The 17,571-nt window shown below is 61.2% G+C and carries 16 protein-coding genes; 12 read left to right on the top strand and 4 right to left on the bottom strand.

Translation table 11 applies throughout. From position 1 onward, the window contains the following. The first annotated feature begins 85 nt into the window (after window positions 1–85). Window positions 86–487 (top strand): lysozyme inhibitor LprI family protein, encoded by a 402-nt coding sequence (locus AC19YY_RS08560; RefSeq protein WP_169953687.1) that lies wholly within the window; start codon window positions 86–88, stop codon window positions 485–487. 42 nt (window positions 488–529) lie between these two features. Further along, entirely contained in the window at window positions 530–937 is a 408-nt protein-coding gene (locus AC19YY_RS08555) for a DUF3010 family protein (RefSeq protein WP_500604055.1), read from the top strand. Window positions 938–1,070: 133 nt separating this feature from the next. Here AC19YY_RS08555 and AC19YY_RS08550 read toward each other — a convergent pair whose 3' ends face one another. After that, on the bottom strand, window positions 1,071–2,015 hold the full coding sequence (locus AC19YY_RS08550; protein ID WP_169953683.1) for a GlxA family transcriptional regulator: 945 nt from the start codon (window positions 2,013–2,015) through the stop codon (window positions 1,071–1,073). 193 nt (window positions 2,016–2,208) lie between these two features. Between AC19YY_RS08550 and AC19YY_RS08545 the strand changes: the two genes are divergently transcribed. The 5 genes from AC19YY_RS08545 (at window position 2,209) to AC19YY_RS08525 (ending at window position 6,323) form a co-directional block, all read left to right on the top strand. Further along, entirely contained in the window at window positions 2,209–3,147 is a 939-nt protein-coding gene (locus tag AC19YY_RS08545) for a choline ABC transporter substrate-binding protein (protein WP_172313598.1), read from the top strand. 74 nt (window positions 3,148–3,221) lie between these two features. Beyond that, a complete protein-coding gene (gene cdhC / locus AC19YY_RS08540) occupies window positions 3,222–4,109 on the top strand; it encodes a 3-dehydrocarnitine:acetyl-CoA trimethylamine transferase CdhC (protein WP_170042186.1) in 888 nt (295 codons plus the stop codon). A gap of 145 nt (window positions 4,110–4,254) precedes the next feature. Continuing rightward, complete coding sequence (locus AC19YY_RS08535; RefSeq protein ID WP_169953677.1) at window positions 4,255–5,220, top strand: L-carnitine dehydrogenase; 966 nt, start codon at window positions 4,255–4,257, stop codon at window positions 5,218–5,220. Between the two features lie 117 nt (window positions 5,221–5,337). Continuing rightward, the gene (locus AC19YY_RS08530; RefSeq protein WP_169953675.1) at window positions 5,338–5,811 is read left to right on the top strand and encodes a thioesterase family protein; all 474 of its coding nucleotides are present in this window, start codon (window positions 5,338–5,340) and stop codon (window positions 5,809–5,811) included. 248 nt (window positions 5,812–6,059) lie between these two features. After that, a complete protein-coding gene (locus tag AC19YY_RS08525) occupies window positions 6,060–6,323 on the top strand; it encodes a hypothetical protein (RefSeq protein ID WP_170042183.1) in 264 nt (87 codons plus the stop codon). A gap of 88 nt (window positions 6,324–6,411) precedes the next feature. On the opposite strand, the gene gbdR is transcribed toward AC19YY_RS08525, so the two are convergent. Both gbdR and AC19YY_RS08515 read right to left on the bottom strand, forming a co-directional pair. Next, window positions 6,412–7,515, bottom strand: coding sequence for a choline metabolism transcriptional regulator GbdR (gene gbdR, locus AC19YY_RS08520; protein ID WP_029300670.1), 1,104 nt, complete (start codon window positions 7,513–7,515; stop codon window positions 6,412–6,414). A 578-nt stretch (window positions 7,516–8,093) separates the two neighbouring features. Next, window positions 8,094–9,470: an L-serine ammonia-lyase gene (locus AC19YY_RS08515; RefSeq protein WP_500604054.1), complete on the bottom strand. Its 1,377-nt coding sequence runs from the start codon at window positions 9,468–9,470 to the stop codon at window positions 8,094–8,096. A gap of 427 nt (window positions 9,471–9,897) precedes the next feature. Here AC19YY_RS08515 and AC19YY_RS08510 point away from each other — a divergent pair, with 427 nt between their 5' ends. From AC19YY_RS08510 to choV, 3 genes are all read left to right on the top strand, one after another. Further along, window positions 9,898–10,845 (top strand): choline ABC transporter substrate-binding protein, encoded by a 948-nt coding sequence (locus AC19YY_RS08510; protein WP_169953669.1) that lies wholly within the window; start codon window positions 9,898–9,900, stop codon window positions 10,843–10,845. A 67-nt stretch (window positions 10,846–10,912) separates the two neighbouring features. Beyond that, entirely contained in the window at window positions 10,913–11,758 is an 846-nt protein-coding gene (choW, locus tag AC19YY_RS08505) for a choline ABC transporter permease subunit (RefSeq protein WP_032858679.1), read from the top strand. After that, on the top strand, window positions 11,755–12,933 hold the full coding sequence (choV, locus tag AC19YY_RS08500; RefSeq protein WP_029300678.1) for a choline ABC transporter ATP-binding protein: 1,179 nt from the start codon (window positions 11,755–11,757) through the stop codon (window positions 12,931–12,933). The genes choW and choV overlap by 4 nt, the downstream gene beginning before the upstream one ends. Before the next feature lie 156 nt (window positions 12,934–13,089). Here the strand turns inward: choV and AC19YY_RS08495 are convergent, their stop codons facing one another. Next, window positions 13,090–15,027, bottom strand: coding sequence for a BCCT family transporter (locus AC19YY_RS08495; RefSeq protein WP_500604088.1), 1,938 nt, complete (start codon window positions 15,025–15,027; stop codon window positions 13,090–13,092). 378 nt (window positions 15,028–15,405) lie between these two features. Here AC19YY_RS08495 and betI point away from each other — a divergent pair, with 378 nt between their 5' ends. Continuing rightward, window positions 15,406–15,999, top strand: coding sequence for a transcriptional regulator BetI (gene betI / locus AC19YY_RS08490; RefSeq protein WP_032858683.1), 594 nt, complete (start codon window positions 15,406–15,408; stop codon window positions 15,997–15,999). Window positions 16,000–16,093: 94 nt separating this feature from the next. Further along, the gene (gene betB / locus AC19YY_RS08485) at window positions 16,094–17,566 is read left to right on the top strand and encodes a betaine-aldehyde dehydrogenase (RefSeq protein ID WP_170057605.1); all 1,473 of its coding nucleotides are present in this window, start codon (window positions 16,094–16,096) and stop codon (window positions 17,564–17,566) included. Window positions 17,567–17,571: the final 5 nt, after the last annotated feature.

Below are 17,571 nucleotides of genomic sequence, written 5' to 3'. Positions count from 1 at the left end.
GTGCACGCAGGTGTCTGTCCTGCATCTGTTCTTTGGCCTACGCTTGAGCCAGAATTCGACCCATCCACTGATATGAGAAGGCGCAATGAAACCGATTTTCCTGGCTTTGGCACTCCTCGCCACCGGCGTCCACGCAGCCGAAGACACCGACAGCACCCCGTGTGATGGCATCGAAAACGACAAACAGACCCTGGAATGCGCCTCCTACAACAAAACCACCGCCGAACAGTTGCTCAAGGATAACTACCAGGGCCTGCTGGAACGCATGGGTTCCACCTACGCCAGCAACAAGGCGCAGTTGGCGGACATCACCGCTCGTCTGAAGGATGCCCAGCAGAAGTGGGAAAAACTGCGGGATGCCGACTGCGCGGTGGACACCTTCCCGGCAGTCACCGGCACCAAGGCCTACGCCATTGCGCAAAATGACTGCCTGGCGCGGATGAGTGATGAGCGGTCGGAGTTTTTGGAGTCGATCGGGCAGGAATAAGCGACAATCGCGCCCATCCTTTCCTCTGAACCAAGGCCACCCATGACTCTCTGCGGCATCGAAATCAAAGGCAGCGAAGCCATCATCGCCGTTGCCACCCTGGATCTGGCCCACGTCGCCCTGGCCACCAAGAAAATCGCCCTCGAGGACGATGACGAGGCGGCCAACGTCAAAGCTTTCGCCAGCCAGGTGGCCGCGTTTGTACGCGACAACGGCATCACCCGTATCGCGATCAAGAAACGCAGCAAAAAAGGCGAATTCGCCGGCGGCCCGACCACGTTCAAGATTGAGGGAGTGCTGCAGTTGCTGGACTGCGTTGAAGTGACACTGCTGTCGCCGCAGACCATCAATGCGCAGAACAAGAAGCACGACTTTGCGTTGCCGGCGACGCTGAACAAGTATCAGCATGAGGCGTTTAAAACCGCGTGCTCGGCCTTGGTAAAAAAGTAAGCCCCACCACAAATCCGATGTAGGAGCTGGCTTGCCTGCGATAGCGGTGGGTCAGCAACTTATTCTGCCAACTGATACACGGCTATCGCAGGCAAGCCAGCTCCTACATGGGGTCGGCGTATGCGCAATAGACTTACACCACCTCCCGCCGCCGATCCTCCCGCGGGCACTTGGCAAACCGCGCCCGGTAGCTTCGGGTGAAATACGACGGCGACTCGAACCCACAGGCAATGCTTACTTCCAGCACGCTCATGCCGCTCTGGCGCAGTAACTGCCGGGCTTTTTCCAGGCGCAGGCCGAGGTAGAAGTTGCTCGGGGTGTCATTGAGATGCAGGCGGAACAGGCGCTCCAGCTGGCGCCGTGTGACCTTGATCATCTGCGCCAGCGCCAGGGTGCTCAGGGGCGGTTCGGTGTGTTGTTCCATCTCGCCAATCACCTGCACCAGCTTCTGGTTGTTGATGCCGTAGCGCGTGGCGATCTGCATGCGCTGGTGGTCTTTGCGCGGGCGGATGCGGCCCAGCACGAATTGCTCGGAAACCTGGATCGCCAGCTCCGGGCCGTGGGCCTGGCTGATCAGGTCGAGCATCAGGTCGATGGACGCGGTGCCGCCGGCGCAGGTGATACGCCGGCGGTCGATCTCGAACAGTTCCTGGGTCACGGCCAGTGCGGGATAGGATTCCTTGAAGGCATCGATGGCCTCCCAATGCAGGGTCAGGCGGTAGCCGTCGAGCAGGCCGGCCTGGGCCAAGACGAAACTGCCGGTGTCGATAGCGCCGAGGGTCACGCCATCATGGTCGAGGCGGCGCAGCCAGTGCTCCAGGGCCGGCGTGGCGAATTCCAGGGGCTCGAAGCCGGCAACTACCAACAGAGTCGCACCTTTTTTCAGAGGCTCAAGCCCGGCGTCGGCGTTGACCGACATGCCGTTGCTCGCCAGCACTGCACCACCGTCAGCGCTCAGCACATGCCAGCGATACAGCTCGCCGCGAAAGCGGTTGGCCACGCGCAGCGGTTCGATGGCCGAGATAAAGCCGATGGCCGAGAAACCCGGCATCAGCAGGAAGTAGAAATCCTGGGACATGGTGCGCACTCGTGGGACGGGTAGCGTGGTCACTGTGATACGCCAGTTCCAGCGCCCATTCAAGGGCACAGGTCGCTGCAGTGCAAAAGTGGGTCGCCGCCGTGCGTTTTGCCGCGCCGCAAGCTGGGTAACTTGGCGGCACGGTGCACAAAGACGCCGGAACCCACAATAACGACCTGCCGAGGGATCCATCATGAACCGACTGATCAGCCGCTGCGTGCTCGCACTCAGCGCCGTCTTGAGCACCAGCCTGTGGGCCGCCGATGCCGCTTCCTGTAAGAACGTGCGCATGGGCGTGGTGAACTGGACTGACGTGATCGCCACCAGCGCCATGACCCAGGTGCTGCTCGACGGCCTCGGCTACAGCACCAAGCAAACCAGTGCGTCCCAGCAGATCATCTTCTCCGGCATTCGCGACCAGCGCCTGGACCTGTTCCTCGGTTACTGGAACCCGCTGATGACCCAGACCATCACCCCGTTCGTCGACGCCGGGCAGGTCAAAGTCCTCGACGCGCCCAGCCTCAAGGACGCCCGCGCGACCCTGGCGGTGCCGACCTATCTGGCAGACAAGGGCCTGAAAACCTTCGCCGACATTGCCAAGTTCCAGAAAGAGTTGGGCGGCAAGATCTACGGCATCGAACCAGGCTCCGGGGCCAACACCCAGATCAAGGCGATGATCGCCAAGAACCAGTTCGGCCTGGGCAAATTCCAGTTGGTGGAGTCCAGCGAGGCCGGCATGCTCGCCGCCGTGGACCGCGCCGTACGCCGCAACGAAGCCGTGGTGTTCTTTGGCTGGGCGCCGCACCCGATGAACGTCAATGTGCAGATGACCTACCTGTCCGGCAGCGAGGACGCCCTGGGGCCCAATGAAGGCATGGCCACGGTCTGGACAGTGACCACCCCGACCTATGCCGAGCAATGCCCGAATGTGCACAAGTTGCTGACCAACCTGACGTTCACCGCCGCCCAAGAGAGCCGGATGATGCAGCCGTTGCTGGAGCACAAAGATGCGTTCGAGTCGGCCCGCCAGTGGCTCAAGGATCACCCCCAGGACCAGCAGCGTTGGCTGGAGGGCGTGACCACGTTCGACGGCAAGCCTGCTGCCGCCCATCTGCAATTGACCAGCAAATAACCTCTCCCGAATCACCGTTTCGCGGCCAACAACGGCCGCGAACGGCACTACCACGCCTGTAAGGAACCTGCCCCATGAACCACGACGTCATCATCACCTGCGCACTCACCGGTGCTGGCGACACGACCGCCAGAAGCCCCCACGTGCCGGTCACCCCCAGGCAAATCGCTGCAGCTGCGGTAGAGGCCGCCAAAGCCGGCGCCACCGTGGTGCATTGCCATGTGCGCGACCCGCACACCGGCAAGTTCAGCCGCGACGTGGCGCTGTACCGCGAGGTGATGGAGCGCATCCGCGAGGCGGACATCGACATCATCGTCAACCTCACCGCCGGCATGGGCGGCGACCTGGAAATCGGCGGTGGCGAGAACCCCATGGCGTTCGGCCCCAATACCGACCTGGTCGGCCCGCTGACCCGCCTGGCCCACGTCGAGGCACTGCTGCCGGAAATCTGCACCCTGGACTGCGGCACCCTGAACTTTGGCGATGGCGACACTATTTATGTGTCCACCCCGGCCCAGCTGCGGGCGGGCGCCAAGCGCATCCAGGAACTGGGGGTGAAGGCCGAGCTGGAGATTTTCGATACCGGCCACCTGTGGTTCGCCAAGCAACTAATCAAGGAAGGCCTGCTCGACAACCCACTGTTCCAACTGTGCCTGGGCATCCCCTGGGGTGCGCCGGCCGATACCACCACCATGAAAGCCATGGTCGACAACCTGCCCGCCGCCGCGGTGTGGGCCGGCTTTGGTATCGGGCGCATGCAGATGCCGATGGCGGCGCAGGCGGTGCTGCTGGGCGGCAATGTGCGGGTTGGGTTGGAAGACAACTTGTGGCTGGACAAGGGCGTGCTGGCGACCAATGGGCAACTGGTGGAGCGTGCCGGGGAAATCCTCAGCCGCCTGGGCGCGCGGGTTCTGACCCCGGCTGAAGGCCGAACCAAGATGGGCCTGACCAAACGTAGCTAATCCCCTGCCGCAACCGGCTCAAAAATGTAGGAGCTGGCTTGCCTGCGATAGCGGTGTATCAGTTGATGCATTTGGCACTGACCCACCGCTATCGCAGGCAAGCCAGCTCCCACAATGAACCTCTTTAGCACTGGAAATTACCGAAATGAGCTTTATCACCGAAATCAAAACCTTCGCCGCCCTGGGCAGTGGTGTCATCGGCAGCGGCTGGGTATCCCGCGCCCTCGCCCATGGCCTGGATGTGGTGGCCTGGGACCCGGCGCCCGGCGCCGAAGCGGCCCTGCGCAAGCGTGTCGCCAATGCCTGGGCCGCCCTGGAAAAGCAGGGCCTGGCACCGGGCGCCTCCCAGGACCGTCTGCGGTTTGTCGCGACCATCGAAGAATGCGTGCAAGACGCCGACTTCATCCAGGAAAGCGCCCCCGAACGCCTGGAGCTGAAGCTGGAGCTGCACAGCAAGATCAGCGCGGCAGCCAAGCCCAATGCGTTGATCGGCTCCAGCACTTCGGGGCTTTTGCCCAGCGAGTTTTATGAAAGCGCCACACACCCGCAGCGCTGCGTGGTCGGCCACCCGTTCAACCCGGTGTACCTGCTGCCGCTGGTGGAAGTGGTCGGCGGCAAACACACTGCGCCCGAAGCGATCCAGGCGGCGATAAAAGTCTACGAATCCCTGGGCATGCGCCCGCTGCATGTGCGCAAGGAAGTCCCCGGCTTTATCGCCGACCGCTTGCTTGAGGCGCTGTGGCGCGAGGCGTTGCATCTGGTCAACGACGGTGTAGCGACCACCGGCGAGATCGACGATGCGATCCGCTTTGGCGCCGGTTTGCGCTGGTCGTTCATGGGCACGTTCCTCACCTATACCTTGGCCGGCGGCGATGCCGGGATGCGGCATTTCATGGCGCAATTCGGCCCGGCGTTGCAGCTGCCGTGGACCTACCTGCCGGCACCGGAACTGACGGACAAACTGATTGATGATGTGGTCGATGGCACCCGCGAGCAGCTGGGCAGCCATAGCATTGCGGCGCTGGAGCGCTATCGTGATGATTGCCTGCTGGCGGTGCTGGAGGCGGTGAAGACCACCAAGGAAAAACACGGCATGAGCTTCGCCGAATAACGGCTGTTTATTTCTGTGGGAGCTGGCTTGCCTGGGATAACGGTGTTGGATTGACCACTACCATCGCAGGCAAGCCAGCTCCCACAGCTGACCGAGTACAGATCTGGAATTGACGACATGCCCGCACTGACGACCTACACCACCCACATCATCCCCGACTGGGTCGATTACAACGGCCACCTGCGGGATGCGTTCTACCTGCTGATCTTCAGCTACGCCACCGATGCGTTGATGGACACCCTGGGCCTGGACAGCGACAACCGCGAAGCCAGCGGCCACTCGTTGTTTACCCTGGAACTGCACCTGAACTACCTGCATGAAGTGAAGCTCGGGGCCGAGGTCGAGGTGCGCACCCAGTTGATCGCCCATGACAACAAACGCCTGCATCTGTATCACAGCCTGCACCTGGTGGGCGAAGAGCGGGAGCTGGCGGGCAATGAGCAGATGCTGCTGCATGTCGACCTTGCCGGGCCACGCTCGGCACCGTTCAGCGCAGCGGTGGCACAGCGCCTGGCGGCAATCAGCAGCGAGCAGGCAGACCTGCCCCGGCCTGCCCTGCTCGGGCGTGTCATCGGCCTGCCGGTCAAATAAAAAAAGCCCCGATCCAGCCGTGACAGGATCGGGGCAGAGTGCTTTGTGCGAGCGTGCGGGCCGAGGGTGACCAAACCTTCAATCTGCTTGCTTGAGCCTAAGTGTGCCCGCAACCACCCTTGGCAACTGGCCCGAAAACGACCTGTTCATAGTCGTTCCAGCCATTGCGCCATTCAGGCCTTGCCGACCCGCTGACGGCCCACCAGAATCGAACCTGATCGAAGTCTCCCCTAACCAGGATGAACATCATGATGCACGCGGATTTGATTGATCAGGATGACCTGCTGAGCCAACTGCGCTCCCTGGGTTTCGAGGTGTCCAGCGGCGCCACTGCCGAGCAGGCCTGTGAATGTGCGGTACGCGGCTTGAGTGAAGCGCGGGCCAAGGCACTCAAGGGCATGGTCGAGCAGATGTACACCGGCAGCGCGACGATTCTGCCGGCGGTGCGCCAGGCGATTGATAAGCAGTTGTTGCCTGCTTTGGTGGCATTCAGGAAGAGTTCCGGGGCCTGATACACCGCTATCGCGGGCAAGCCCGCTCCCACAGGGGAATGCATTCCAAATGTGGGAGCTGGCTTGCCTGCGATGCAGGCGCCTCGGTCTACAGCCTTACACTGGCAAACGTCGACTCATTGCGCGCCTGGCTCAACGCCGACATCGGCCCCGCCAACGGTGACAACACCAACGCCTGCGGAATCGGCATCATCGCCACTTGCTGGGTGGTGTTGGAACCGACGCGTTCATCCCGTGGCGGAATGCCGAAATACTCGCGGTAGCACTTGGAGAAGTGCGGCGTGGACACAAACCCGCACACCGAGGCAACTTCGATGATCGACATCGGCGTTTGCTTGAGCAACTGCCGGGCACGGATCAGGCGCAGCTTGAGGTAGTAGCGCGACGGCGAGCAGTGCAGGTATTTCTGGAACAGGCGCTCCAGCTGGCGCCGCGAGACGGCGACGTAGACGGCCAGTTCATCGAGGTCGATCGGCTCCTCCAGGTTGGCTTCCATCAGCGCGACGATTTCCTGCAGCTTCGGCTGGTTGGTGCCGAGCATGTGCTTGAGCGGCACACGCTGGTGATCCTGTTCATTGCGGATACGTTCGTACACAAACATCTCGGAAATCGCCGCCGACAGTTCACGGCCGTGGTCGCGGCTGATCAGGTGCAGCATCATGTCCAGCGGCGCGGTGCCGCCCGAACTGGTGAAGCGATTGCGGTCGAGGGTGAACAGGCGCGTGCTCATCGACACCCGTGGGAAAGCTTCCTGCATCGACGCCAGGCATTCCCAGTGCACGCTGCAATCAAACCCGTCGAGCAAGCCGGCGCAGGCCAGGGCCCAACTGCCGGTGCACACCGCGCCGAGGCGGCGGGACTGGCGCGCCTGGCTTTGCAGCCACGACACATGTTCGCGGGTCACGGTGCGCTGGATACCCACGCCGCCGCAGACAATCACGGTGTCCAGGGCCGGGGCTTTGTGCATGGAGCAATCGGGGGTGATTTGCAGGCCATCGCTGGCCCATACCTGGTTGCCGTCGACGCTCAAGGTGGTCCAGCGATACAGCTCGCGACCGGACAATTGGTTGGCCATGCGCAGTGGCTCCACTGCGGACGCCAGGGAAATCAGCGTGAAATTGTCCAGCAGCAAAAAGCCGATGGATTGAGGCGCACGGTTCTGGGGTTGAGCCCCGGAGTTGAACGACGTCATCGCGGTATCTCCTCACACAAAGCAGGTGATGGCCTCAGGCGAGGCTCTTGTTATTGCACTCTTCGTCCGTCAGGAGAGAGGCTTTGAATTGATAGAGCAAATGCCATGCCTAAAGTTGAATAGGTATTCAATAACTCCTGAAAACGACCTATTGAGGTGTCTATATAAGCCCGCGCCCGGCGTGAGGATATGAGTCGGGAAAAGCCTACGCTCACGGTCTGTGAGCAGATCGGTAGCACTTGTGGGAAGGCGCTTTCAGGGCGTAGAAAAAGTGTGTCACCACACGCACAGGTGACGGGTGGTCGGGAGGGAAATCGTTTGGGGGCTACTTATCTGTTTGCGACGCGCTAAAAGGTGGCGTGTTGGGGGTGAAGTGTTCACTTTATGAGCAGTGGGGTTTGACACTGCGTCATCGCGGGCAAGCCTCAATGCCAGTCAGTTAAGCGCAGATCCCCTGTGGGAGCGGGCTTGCTCGCGAATGCGGTGGGTCAGTCAATTAAGATGTTGACTGATACACCGCATTCGCGAGCAAGCCCGCTCCCACATTGGATCTTCACTGCTTTGAGCATTGGGTTCGCTTAACACTCGACAGCACTCACCGCCAACCCTCCCCGCGAGGTCTCCTTGTACTTGTCATGCATATCCGCCCCGGTATCGCGCATGGTGCGGATTACCCGGTCCAGGGAGATAAAGTGCTGGCCGTCGCCACGCAACGCCATCTGCGCGGCATTGATTGCCTTGACCGCTGCAATCGCATTGCGCTCGATGCACGGCACTTGCACCAGGCCGCCCACCGGGTCGCAGGTCAGGCCGAGGTTGTGCTCCAGGCCGATTTCGGCGGCGTTGCACACCTGCTCCGGCGAGGCGCCGAGAATCTCTGCCAACCCCGCCGCCGCCATGGCGCAGGCCGAGCCGACTTCGCCCTGGCAACCGACTTCGGCGCCAGAGATCGACGCATTCTTCTTGCACAGAATGCCGATGGCCGCCGCACCGAGAAAGTAGTCCACCACATTGGCCTCGGTGACTTGCTCGCTGAACTTCATGAAGTAGTGCAGCACCGCCGGAATGATCCCCGCCGCCCCGTTGGTCGGGGCCGTGACCATGCGCCCACCGGCGGCGTTTTCTTCGTTGACGGCCAGGGCGAACAGGTTGACCCACTCCATGGCGCTCAAGGTCGAGCCGATCACATTCGGCTTGCCCAACTCCTGCAGGCTGCGGTGCAACTTGGCGGCGCGGCGGCGCACATTCAAGCCGCCGGGCAGGATGCCTTCGTGCTTGAGGCCCTGCTCGACGCAGTCCTGCATGGCACGCCAGAGTTTCATCAGGCCGCTGCGAATTTCTTCCTCGGAACGCCAGACCTTTTCATTGGCCAGCATCAGTTCGGCGACGCGCAGGTTGTGGGTCTTGCACAACTGCAACAACTCCACCGCGCTGGAGAAATCATAGGGCAGTTCGGTGCGGTCCATATCTGCCACGCCGCTGCGCGCCTGGGCTTCATCCACCACAAAGCCGCCGCCCACCGAATAGTAGGTATCGCGATGCAACTCGGTCTGGGCGCCGTAGACCACCAGGGTCATGGCGTTGGGATGGAATGGCAGGTTTTCGTCGATCAGGCGCATGTCCCGCGACCACACAAACGGCACCGGGAAGCGGTTGTCCAACAGCAACGTCTGCGTCTCACGCAGGGCCTCGATACGCAGGCCGATCTGCGATGGATCAATCGCGTCTGGCCACTCGCCCATCAGCCCCATGATCACCGCGTTGTCGCTGCCGTGGCCGATGCCGGTGGCCGATAACGAGCCATACAGCTGCACTTCGACACGCCGCACCTGATCCACAAGCGCACGTTCCCGCAAGCCCTGGACGAATAACGCCGCGGCGCGCATGGGGCCGACGGTGTGGGAACTGGACGGCCCAATGCCGATCTTGAACAGGTCGAAAACGCTGATAGCCATTGCGCGAAACTCCTCGATAGCACAGGCCAGGCGCAATAACGCCTGGTGGCGGAGCTGCTACGCTCAAGTCGCCCAGATGGCGGCATCATCAAGCTTTCACTGCGCCGTCCGGCGTCTCACACCGACATACCCATGCTCACCAGCGTCTTCCCCGTGCAATGGGACGTAATCGCCGTTTTTTGCGGCGCAGATCGAGAAAAAGTGCAGTTTTGCCTATGGAAAAATCTGTAAGCGACGTCACCGACACTGGATACGACCATCCCTGTACTGGATACGACCCACCCTGTAGGCGTCAGATTTTCACTGGTACATGATCAGTCTCGACTCGTTTGCAAGGCACCGAGGCTGCACATCGCTCGCACGCCCCAACTGCAACACTTATAAGCGCGGTCAAGCACCGCCGGAAAAACACCAGGAGTCCAAACCCATGAAAGGTTCCCCCCCGTTGTTGTTGGCCGCCATGCTGAGTCTTCCCCTTGCGGCCCTCGCCGCTGATCCTGAGCAGTGCAGCACCGTCAACTTCTCCGATGTCGGCTGGACCGATATCACCGTCACCACCGCCACCACCAGCGAAGTCCTCAAGGGCCTGGGCTACAAGCCCCGCACCACGATGATTTCCGTACCCGTGACCTACAAGTCCCTGGCCGACGGCAAGAACATGGATATCTTCCTCGGCAACTGGATGCCGACCATGGAAAACGACATCAAGCAGTATCGTGATGCCGGCACCGTGGAAACCGTGCGCGCCAACCTGGAAAACGCCAAATACACCCTGGCCGTGCCGCAAGCGCTGTACGACAAGGGCCTGAAGGACTTCGCCGACATCGTCAAATTCAAGGACGAACTGGGCGGCAAGATCTACGGCATCGAACCGGGCAACGACGGCAACCGTACGATCCAGAGCGTGATCGACAAGAATCAGTTCGGCTTGAAGGACGCAGGCTTCAAGGTGGTGGAGTCCAGCGAAGCGGGGATGCTCTCGCAAGTGGACCGTGCCACCAAGCGCGGCCAGGCCATTGTGTTCCTCGCCTGGGAACCGCACCCGATGAACACCCGCTTCAAACTCAAGTACCTGACTGGAGGTGACGATTCATTCGGCCCCAACTACGGCCAGGCCACCATCTACACCAACACCCGCAAGGGCTACGTGCAGGAGTGCAGCAACGTTGGCCAACTGCTGAAAAACCTGTCGTTCACCCTGGACATGGAAAGCACCCTGATGGGCAACGTCCTCGACGACAAGATGAAACCCGACGTAGCCGCCAAGGCCTGGCTGAAGAAGAACCCGCAAGTACTCGACACCTGGCTCGCCGGGGTCACCACCCTTGATGGCAAACCAGGACTTGCCGCCGTGAAAGCCTACCTCGACAAGTAACCGCTGACCCTGGGCCGGCGTGCCGGCCCGGGATGTTTTCCCTCTTCGCATGTGGACATTCACTACCATGCTGACTGAACAGAAAATCCCACTAGGCCAGTACATCGCTGCCTTCGTCGAATGGTTGACGCAGAACGGCGCCGATTATTTCGACGCGATCGCATCGACACTGGAAACGATGATCCACGGCGTGACGTTTGCGCTGACCTGGTTCAATCCGCTGGCATTGATCGGTCTGATTGCGCTGCTTGCTCACTACATTCAACGTAAGTGGGGCCTGACCGTATTTGTCATCGCCTCCTTCCTGCTGATCCTCAACCTGGGGTACTGGCAGGAAACCATGGAGACCCTGGCGCAGGTGCTGTTCGCCACCCTGGTCTGCGTGGTGATCGGCGTGCCGCTGGGCATAGTTGCCGCGCACAAGCCGATGTTCTACACGATGATGCGCCCGGTGCTCGATTTGATGCAGACCGTGCCAACCTTCGTCTACCTCATCCCGACCCTGACCCTCTTCGGGCTGGGCGTGGTGCCTGGCCTGATCTCCACGGTGGTGTTCGCGATTGCCGCGCCGATCCGCCTGACCTACCTGGGCATCCGCGATGTGCCGCAAGAGTTGATGGACGCCGGCAAGGCCTTTGGCTGCTCGCGCCGCCAGTTGCTCTCGCGCATCGAACTGCCCCACGCCATGCCGAGCATTGCTGCCGGCATTACCCAATGCATCATGCTGTCGTTGTCGATGGTGGTGATCGCGGCCCTGGTGGGCGCCGACGGCCTCGGCAAACCCGTGGTCAACGCGCTGAACACCGCCGACATTGCCCTGGGCTTTGAAGCCGGCCTGGCGATTGTGCTGCTGGCCATCATGCTCGACCGCATCTGCAAACAACCCGACGCCAAAGTAGGGGGTGATGCATGAGCATTATCCGATTCGACAATGTCGACGTGATCTTCTCCAAAGACCCACGCGAAGCCCTCAAGCTGCTGGACGAGGGGATGCACCGCAACGAAATCCTGAAAAAGACCGGGCAGATCGTCGGCGTGGAAAAGGCCAGCCTGGATATCGAGAAAGGCGAGATCTGCGTGTTGATGGGCCTGTCCGGCTCCGGCAAATCCAGCCTGTTGCGCTGTATCAACGGCCTTAACACCGTGAGCCGTGGCCAGTTGTTTGTCGAGCATGAAGGGCGCCAGATCGACATCGCCTCATGCACCCCGGCAGAGCTGAAAATGATGCGCACCAAGCGCATCGCCATGGTGTTCCAGAAGTTCGCCCTGATGCCCTGGCTCACGGTGCGCGAAAACATCAGCTTTGGCCTGGAGATGCAGGGCCGCCCCGAGAAAGAGCGGCGCAAGCTGGTGGACGAAAAACTTGAGCTGGTGGGCCTGACCCAATGGCGCAACAAGAAGCCCGACGAACTCTCGGGCGGCATGCAACAGCGCGTCGGCCTGGCTCGCGCCCTGGCGATGGACGCCGATATCCTGCTGATGGACGAACCCTTCTCGGCCCTCGACCCCCTGATCCGCCAAGGCCTGCAGGATGAGTTGCTGGAGCTGCAACGCAAGCTGAGCAAGACCATCGTGTTCGTCAGCCACGACCTGGATGAGGCGCTCAAGCTCGGTAGCCGGATCGCGATCATGAAAGACGGCAAGATCATCCAGTACAGCGTGCCGGAAGAGATTGTGCTGAACCCGGCGGATGACTATGTGCGCACCTTCGTCGCCCATACCAACCCGCTGAACGTGTTGTGCGGCCGCAGCCTGATGCGCACCCTGGACAACTGCAAGCGGGTCAACGGCTCGGTGTGCCTGGACCCAGGCGGCGACTCATGGCTGGACCTGGCCGAAGGCAACACCATCCAGGGCGCGCGGCAAAATGGCGTGGCAATGAACCTGCAGAACTGGGCGCCAGGGCAAGCCGTGGAAGGCCTGGGGCGGTTGCCGACCTTGGTGGATTCGAATATCGGCATGCGCGATGCGTTGCAGATTCGCTACCAGACCGGCAACAAGCTGGTGCTGCACGACAACAACAAGGTGGTCGGGATTCTGGGGGATAGCGAGCTGTACCACGCCCTGCTGGGCAAGAACCTGGGCTAAAGACCCAACTGAAGGAACTGGGTCATTGTAGGAGCTGGCTTGCCAGCGATAGCGGTAGTGAATCCAACACCGCTATCGCTGGCAAGCCAGCTCCTACATTTGAGCGCATTGCCAAGTTTGAACAGGCGGTGTCAGTGACGACACCGCCGGCTTTTTTCAGCTATAGACACGGCCAAGGAGCTGCCGATGGCTTTCAAACTGATCGAGCACATCCCGGGTGATCTGCTCCTGGGTGAAGCCCATCAGGTCGTATTCCTGGCCGCCGTTGTGCAGGTAGACCTCGGCGCGGTAGTAGCGCGCACGCTCCTCGTCCGCCTCGATCGACTCACTGGGCGCCGCCAGGTAGCCGTCCAGGCTCACCTCGTAGACAAACGGGTTGCCTTCCATCTCGATCCGCACGCCAATGCAGCGCTTGGACTTACCCAGCAGCGTCTGCACATCCAGCCCTTGGGCGCGCAATGCCACGGCCGCTTCTTCCAGCGCCGGGGTGACTTTCTTGTCCATAAAGCGTTGCACCACCGCCTGGCTCGGTTGCAGGTCCTGGGCGGTGAGGCGCTCGCTGAAACCGCGACGGCCGCGTTCGGCCAATTGCGCCTGCTCCTGTTCGATGGCCACATCCTGGCGCATGGCCTTGTGCAAACCGAACATAAAGAAGATCAGCACCACCGAGAACGGCAGGCCCGCCAGTACCACCATGGTCTGCATGGCTTCAAAGTTGCCGGCAAACAGCAAGCCGATGGTCACCAGGGTGATCACCGCCGACCAGAAGATCCGCAGCCAGTGCGGCGCATCCTCATCCACATTGCCACCTTTGCACGACAGGTTGGCCATCATCACCGCGCCAGAATCCGCCGGCGTCAGGAACAGCACAAAGCCGACAAAGATCGACACGCCGATCACCACTTTCGACGCCGGGTAGTATTCCAGCAACTGGTAGATCGCCATGGATGGCTGCTCCAGCGCGGTCTTGCCCAGCTCCACCGCACCGTGGTTGAGCACCAGGTCCAACGCCGAGTTGCCGAAGATCGACAGCCACGCCAGGGTAAAGCCCAGCGGGATCAGCAATACGCCAGCCACCAGTTCACGCACGGTACGGCCACGGGAAATACGCGCGATGAACATGCCTACGAACGGTGCCCAGGAAATCCACCAGGCCCAGTAGAACAGGGTCCACAGGCCCATCCAGCGCTCGGACTTCTCGCCATCGCCTTCGTACACGTAGAGGTCGAAGGTTTTGAGCACCAGGCCGTTCATGTAGTCGCCCAGGTTCTGCACAAAGCCGTTGAGCAGGTGCAGGGTCGGGCCAAACAGCAGCACGAAAATCAGCAGGCCGCTGAACAGCGCGATGTTCAGGTTGGACAGGCGGCGAATGCCATTCTCCACACCCGACACGGCGGCGATGGTCGCCACGGTGCTCATCACGATGATCACGATCAGCAGGTTGGTGTTGCTGTGCTCCATGCCGAACAGGTTTTCCAGCCCGGACGACACTTGCATCGAACCAATCCCCAGGTTCGTCACCAGGCCCAGCAGGGTCACGAACATGCCGAAGCCATCCACCGCATGACCGGCCGCACCCTTGACCCAGCGCTCGCCCATCAACGGGTACAGCGCCGAACGCAGGGCCAGCGGCTGGTTATGGCGGTAAGCAAAGTACGCCACGGCCAGGCCGACCAGCGCATAGATCGCCCAGCCATGCAGGCCCCAGTGCAGGAAGGTCAACTGCAACGCCTGGCGCGCGGCCATATGGGTGGCGGCGGCGCCTTCGGGCGGGTTGAAGTAGTGGTCCAACGGCTCGGACGCGCCGAAGTACAGCAACGAGATGCCGATGCCCGAGGAGAACAACATGCCGGCCCAGGCGCCGTAGCTGAAGTCCGGGGTATCGGCCTTGCTGCCCAGCTTCAATTTGCCGTAGGACGAAAACGCCAGGCCCACCACAAATACCAGGTAGGCGGCGATAACCACCATGTAGTACCAGCCAAAGCTCTTCGAGAGCCAGGTCTGGGCGACTCCCAGCATTCTGCCGGCCTCTTGCGGGGCGATGATCAGAACGGCGGTCAACAACAGGATCAGCGCGGTGGAGGTGTAGAACACCCAACCGTTGACCCGCACCTTTTCCGGTGGGGTCTTTATAAGAGAGGCAGAACTCATGGCACAGAGGCTCCGGGCAGTGCGAGAGAGGACACAAGGCAGCGCGTGACCCGCGCCATCGATTTTTCGGCAGTCGACGGACGGGTGTTATAAAGACATCCCGAAAATCCCCGAACCCCAGCGACCCAGGGTCATGGGCGGTTTCAAGGGTTTTTACGGATGTCAGATGTGCCTGCCGACATGTAGGAAATACCTGTAGGCAGCGACCATTTGTCGCAGATCTTATTCTTTGTTGATTGAACGTTCAATCAAAACAAAATAGACTGGCCCTCAAGCCGACGAACGTTTACGCCCGTCGGCAGGCCTAAGGAGAGGTGCTACATGCCCAAGGTCGGTATGCAACCCATACGCCGCCAGCAGTTGATCGAAGCCACATTGACGGCCATCGATCAGGTTGGGATGGGAGATGCCAGCATTGCGCTGATCGCCCGTCTGGCCGGCGTCTCGAACGGCATCATCAGTCACTACTTTCAGGACAAGAATGGCCTGATCGCCGCAACCATGCGGTACCTGATGAATGTGCTGATCGAGAACGTCCACGAACGCCGGCAGGCATTGAAGGAAGACAGCCCCCGGGCGCACCTTCAAGTGATTATTGGCGGCAACTTCGACGCCAGCCAGGTCAACGGCCCGGCAATGAAAACCTGGCTGGCCTTCTGGGCCACCAGCATGCACCACCCGTCTTTGCACAGGTTGCAGCGGATCAACGATCACCGCCTGTATTCCAACCTGTGCTGCCAGTTCCGCCGTGTGCTGCCGCTGGAAGATGCACGCAGCGCAGCCCGAGGCCTGGCGGCCCTGATCGACGGCTTGTGGTTGCGCGGCGCCCTGTCGGGAGACGCTTTCGACACGGAGCAGGCGCAACGGATCGCTTACGAATACATGGATTTCCAATTGGCCAAGCAGGTGAGTTAGAGCCCACATAAACGCTCAACCCCTGAACTGCTGCTGAGCGGGCTATGCCCCTTCAGTGGTTAACGCCAACCACTTATGCACTTGCGAGGACTTTATGGCCCGTTTCGAACTGCAAAAACTCTACATTGACGGCGGCTACAGCGACGCTGGCAGCGATGCCACCTTCGAAGCCATCAACCCGGCTAACGGTGAAGTTCTCGCCAACGTGCAGCGCGCTACGTTCGAAGACGTTGAGCGTGCGGTGGTCAGCGCCGAAAAGGGCCAGAAAATCTGGGCCGCGATGACCGCCATGGAGCGTTCGCGCATCCTGCGTCGCGCCGTGGAAATCCTGCGTGAGCGCAACGATGAACTGGCCGCCCTGGAAACCCTGGACACCGGTAAATCCTTCTCTGAAACCAAGTACGTCGACATCGTCACCGGTGCCGACGTGCTGGAATACTACGCCGGCCTGGTGCCCGCCATCGAAGGCGAGCAGATCCCGCTGCGTACCACTTCGTTCGTCTACACCCGCCGCGAGCCGCTGGGCGTGGTCGCCGGTATCGGCGCGTGGAACTACCCGATCCAGATCGCCCTGTGGAAGTCTGCCCCAGCCCTGGCGGCCGGCAACGCAATGATCTTCAAGCCAAGCGAAGTGACGTCGCTGACCACCCTGAAACTGGCCGAGATCTACACCGAAGCCGGCGTTCCGGATGGCGTGTTCAACGTCCTGACCGGCAGCGGTCGTGAAGTCGGCACCTGGCTGACCGAGCACCCACGCATCGAAAAAATCTCCTTCACCGGCGGCACCGACACCGGCAAGAAGGTCATGGCCAGCGCTTCGAGCTCCTCGCTCAAAGACGTGACCATGGAACTGGGCGGCAAATCCCCGCTGATCATCTTCGACGACGCCGACCTGGATCGCGCCGCCGACACCGCGATGATGGCCAACTTCTACAGCTCCGGCCAGGTCTGCACCAACGGCACCCGCGTGTTTATTCCAAAGCACCTGCAAGCTGCCTTTGAAGCCAAGATCGTGGAGCGTGTTGCGCGCATCCGCGTCGGCAACCCAGAAGACGAGAACACCAACTTCGGCCCACTGGTCAGCTTCGCCCACATGGAAAGCGTGCTGGGCTACATCGCCAAGGGTAAGGAAGAAGGCGCACGCCTGCTGTGCGGCGGCGACCGCCTGACCGACGGCGACTTCGCCAAGGGCGCGTTCGTGGCACCGACCGTGTTCACTGACTGCACCGACGAAATGACCATCGTGCGTGAAGAAATCTTTGGCCCGGTAATGAGCATCCTCACCTACGAGACCGAAGAAGAAGTGATCCGTCGTGCCAACGACACCGACTTCGGCCTGGCCGCGGGCCTGGTGACCCGCGATCTGAACCGCGCTCACCGCGTGATTCATCAGTTGGAAGCCGGTATCTGCTGGATCAACGCCTGGGGCGAGTCCGACGCCAAGATGCCGGTGGGCGGCTACAAGCAGTCGGGTGTTGGCCGTGAGAACGGCATCAGCTCGCTGAACAACTTCACCCGCATCAAATCGGTACAGGTTGAGCTGGGCGACTACGCCTCGGTGTTCTAACCCGG

Source organism: Pseudomonas sp. MF09156 (assembly GCF_059862305.1).
The sequence above is the reverse complement of the archived record's forward strand: the minus strand, read 5'-3'. Positions and strand labels throughout refer to the sequence as shown.

Bases quoted from the DNA above. Each gene is read 5' to 3' on its own strand.
- AC19YY_RS08560 (WP_169953687.1), top strand. From the start codon at position 86: ATGAAACCGATTTTCCTGGCTTTGGCACTCCTCGCCACCGGCGTCCAC.
- AC19YY_RS08555 (WP_500604055.1), top strand. From the start codon at position 530: ATGACTCTCTGCGGCATCGAAATCAAAGGCAGCGAAGCCATCATCGCC.
- AC19YY_RS08550 (WP_169953683.1), bottom strand. From the start codon at position 2,015: ATGTCCCAGGATTTCTACTTCCTGCTGATGCCGGGTTTCTCGGCCATC.
- AC19YY_RS08545 (WP_172313598.1), top strand. From the start codon at position 2,209: ATGAACCGACTGATCAGCCGCTGCGTGCTCGCACTCAGCGCCGTCTTG.
- cdhC (WP_170042186.1), top strand. From the start codon at position 3,222: ATGAACCACGACGTCATCATCACCTGCGCACTCACCGGTGCTGGCGAC.
- AC19YY_RS08535 (WP_169953677.1), top strand. From the start codon at position 4,255: ATGAGCTTTATCACCGAAATCAAAACCTTCGCCGCCCTGGGCAGTGGT.
- AC19YY_RS08530 (WP_169953675.1), top strand. From the start codon at position 5,338: ATGCCCGCACTGACGACCTACACCACCCACATCATCCCCGACTGGGTC.
- AC19YY_RS08525 (WP_170042183.1), top strand. From the start codon at position 6,060: ATGATGCACGCGGATTTGATTGATCAGGATGACCTGCTGAGCCAACTG.
- gbdR (WP_029300670.1), bottom strand. From the start codon at position 7,515: ATGACGTCGTTCAACTCCGGGGCTCAACCCCAGAACCGTGCGCCTCAA.
- AC19YY_RS08515 (WP_500604054.1), bottom strand. From the start codon at position 9,470: ATGGCTATCAGCGTTTTCGACCTGTTCAAGATCGGCATTGGGCCGTCC.
- AC19YY_RS08510 (WP_169953669.1), top strand. From the start codon at position 9,898: ATGAAAGGTTCCCCCCCGTTGTTGTTGGCCGCCATGCTGAGTCTTCCC.
- choW (WP_032858679.1), top strand. From the start codon at position 10,913: ATGCTGACTGAACAGAAAATCCCACTAGGCCAGTACATCGCTGCCTTC.
- choV (WP_029300678.1), top strand. From the start codon at position 11,755: ATGAGCATTATCCGATTCGACAATGTCGACGTGATCTTCTCCAAAGAC.
- betI (WP_032858683.1), top strand. From the start codon at position 15,406: ATGCCCAAGGTCGGTATGCAACCCATACGCCGCCAGCAGTTGATCGAA.
- betB (WP_170057605.1), top strand. From the start codon at position 16,094: ATGGCCCGTTTCGAACTGCAAAAACTCTACATTGACGGCGGCTACAGC.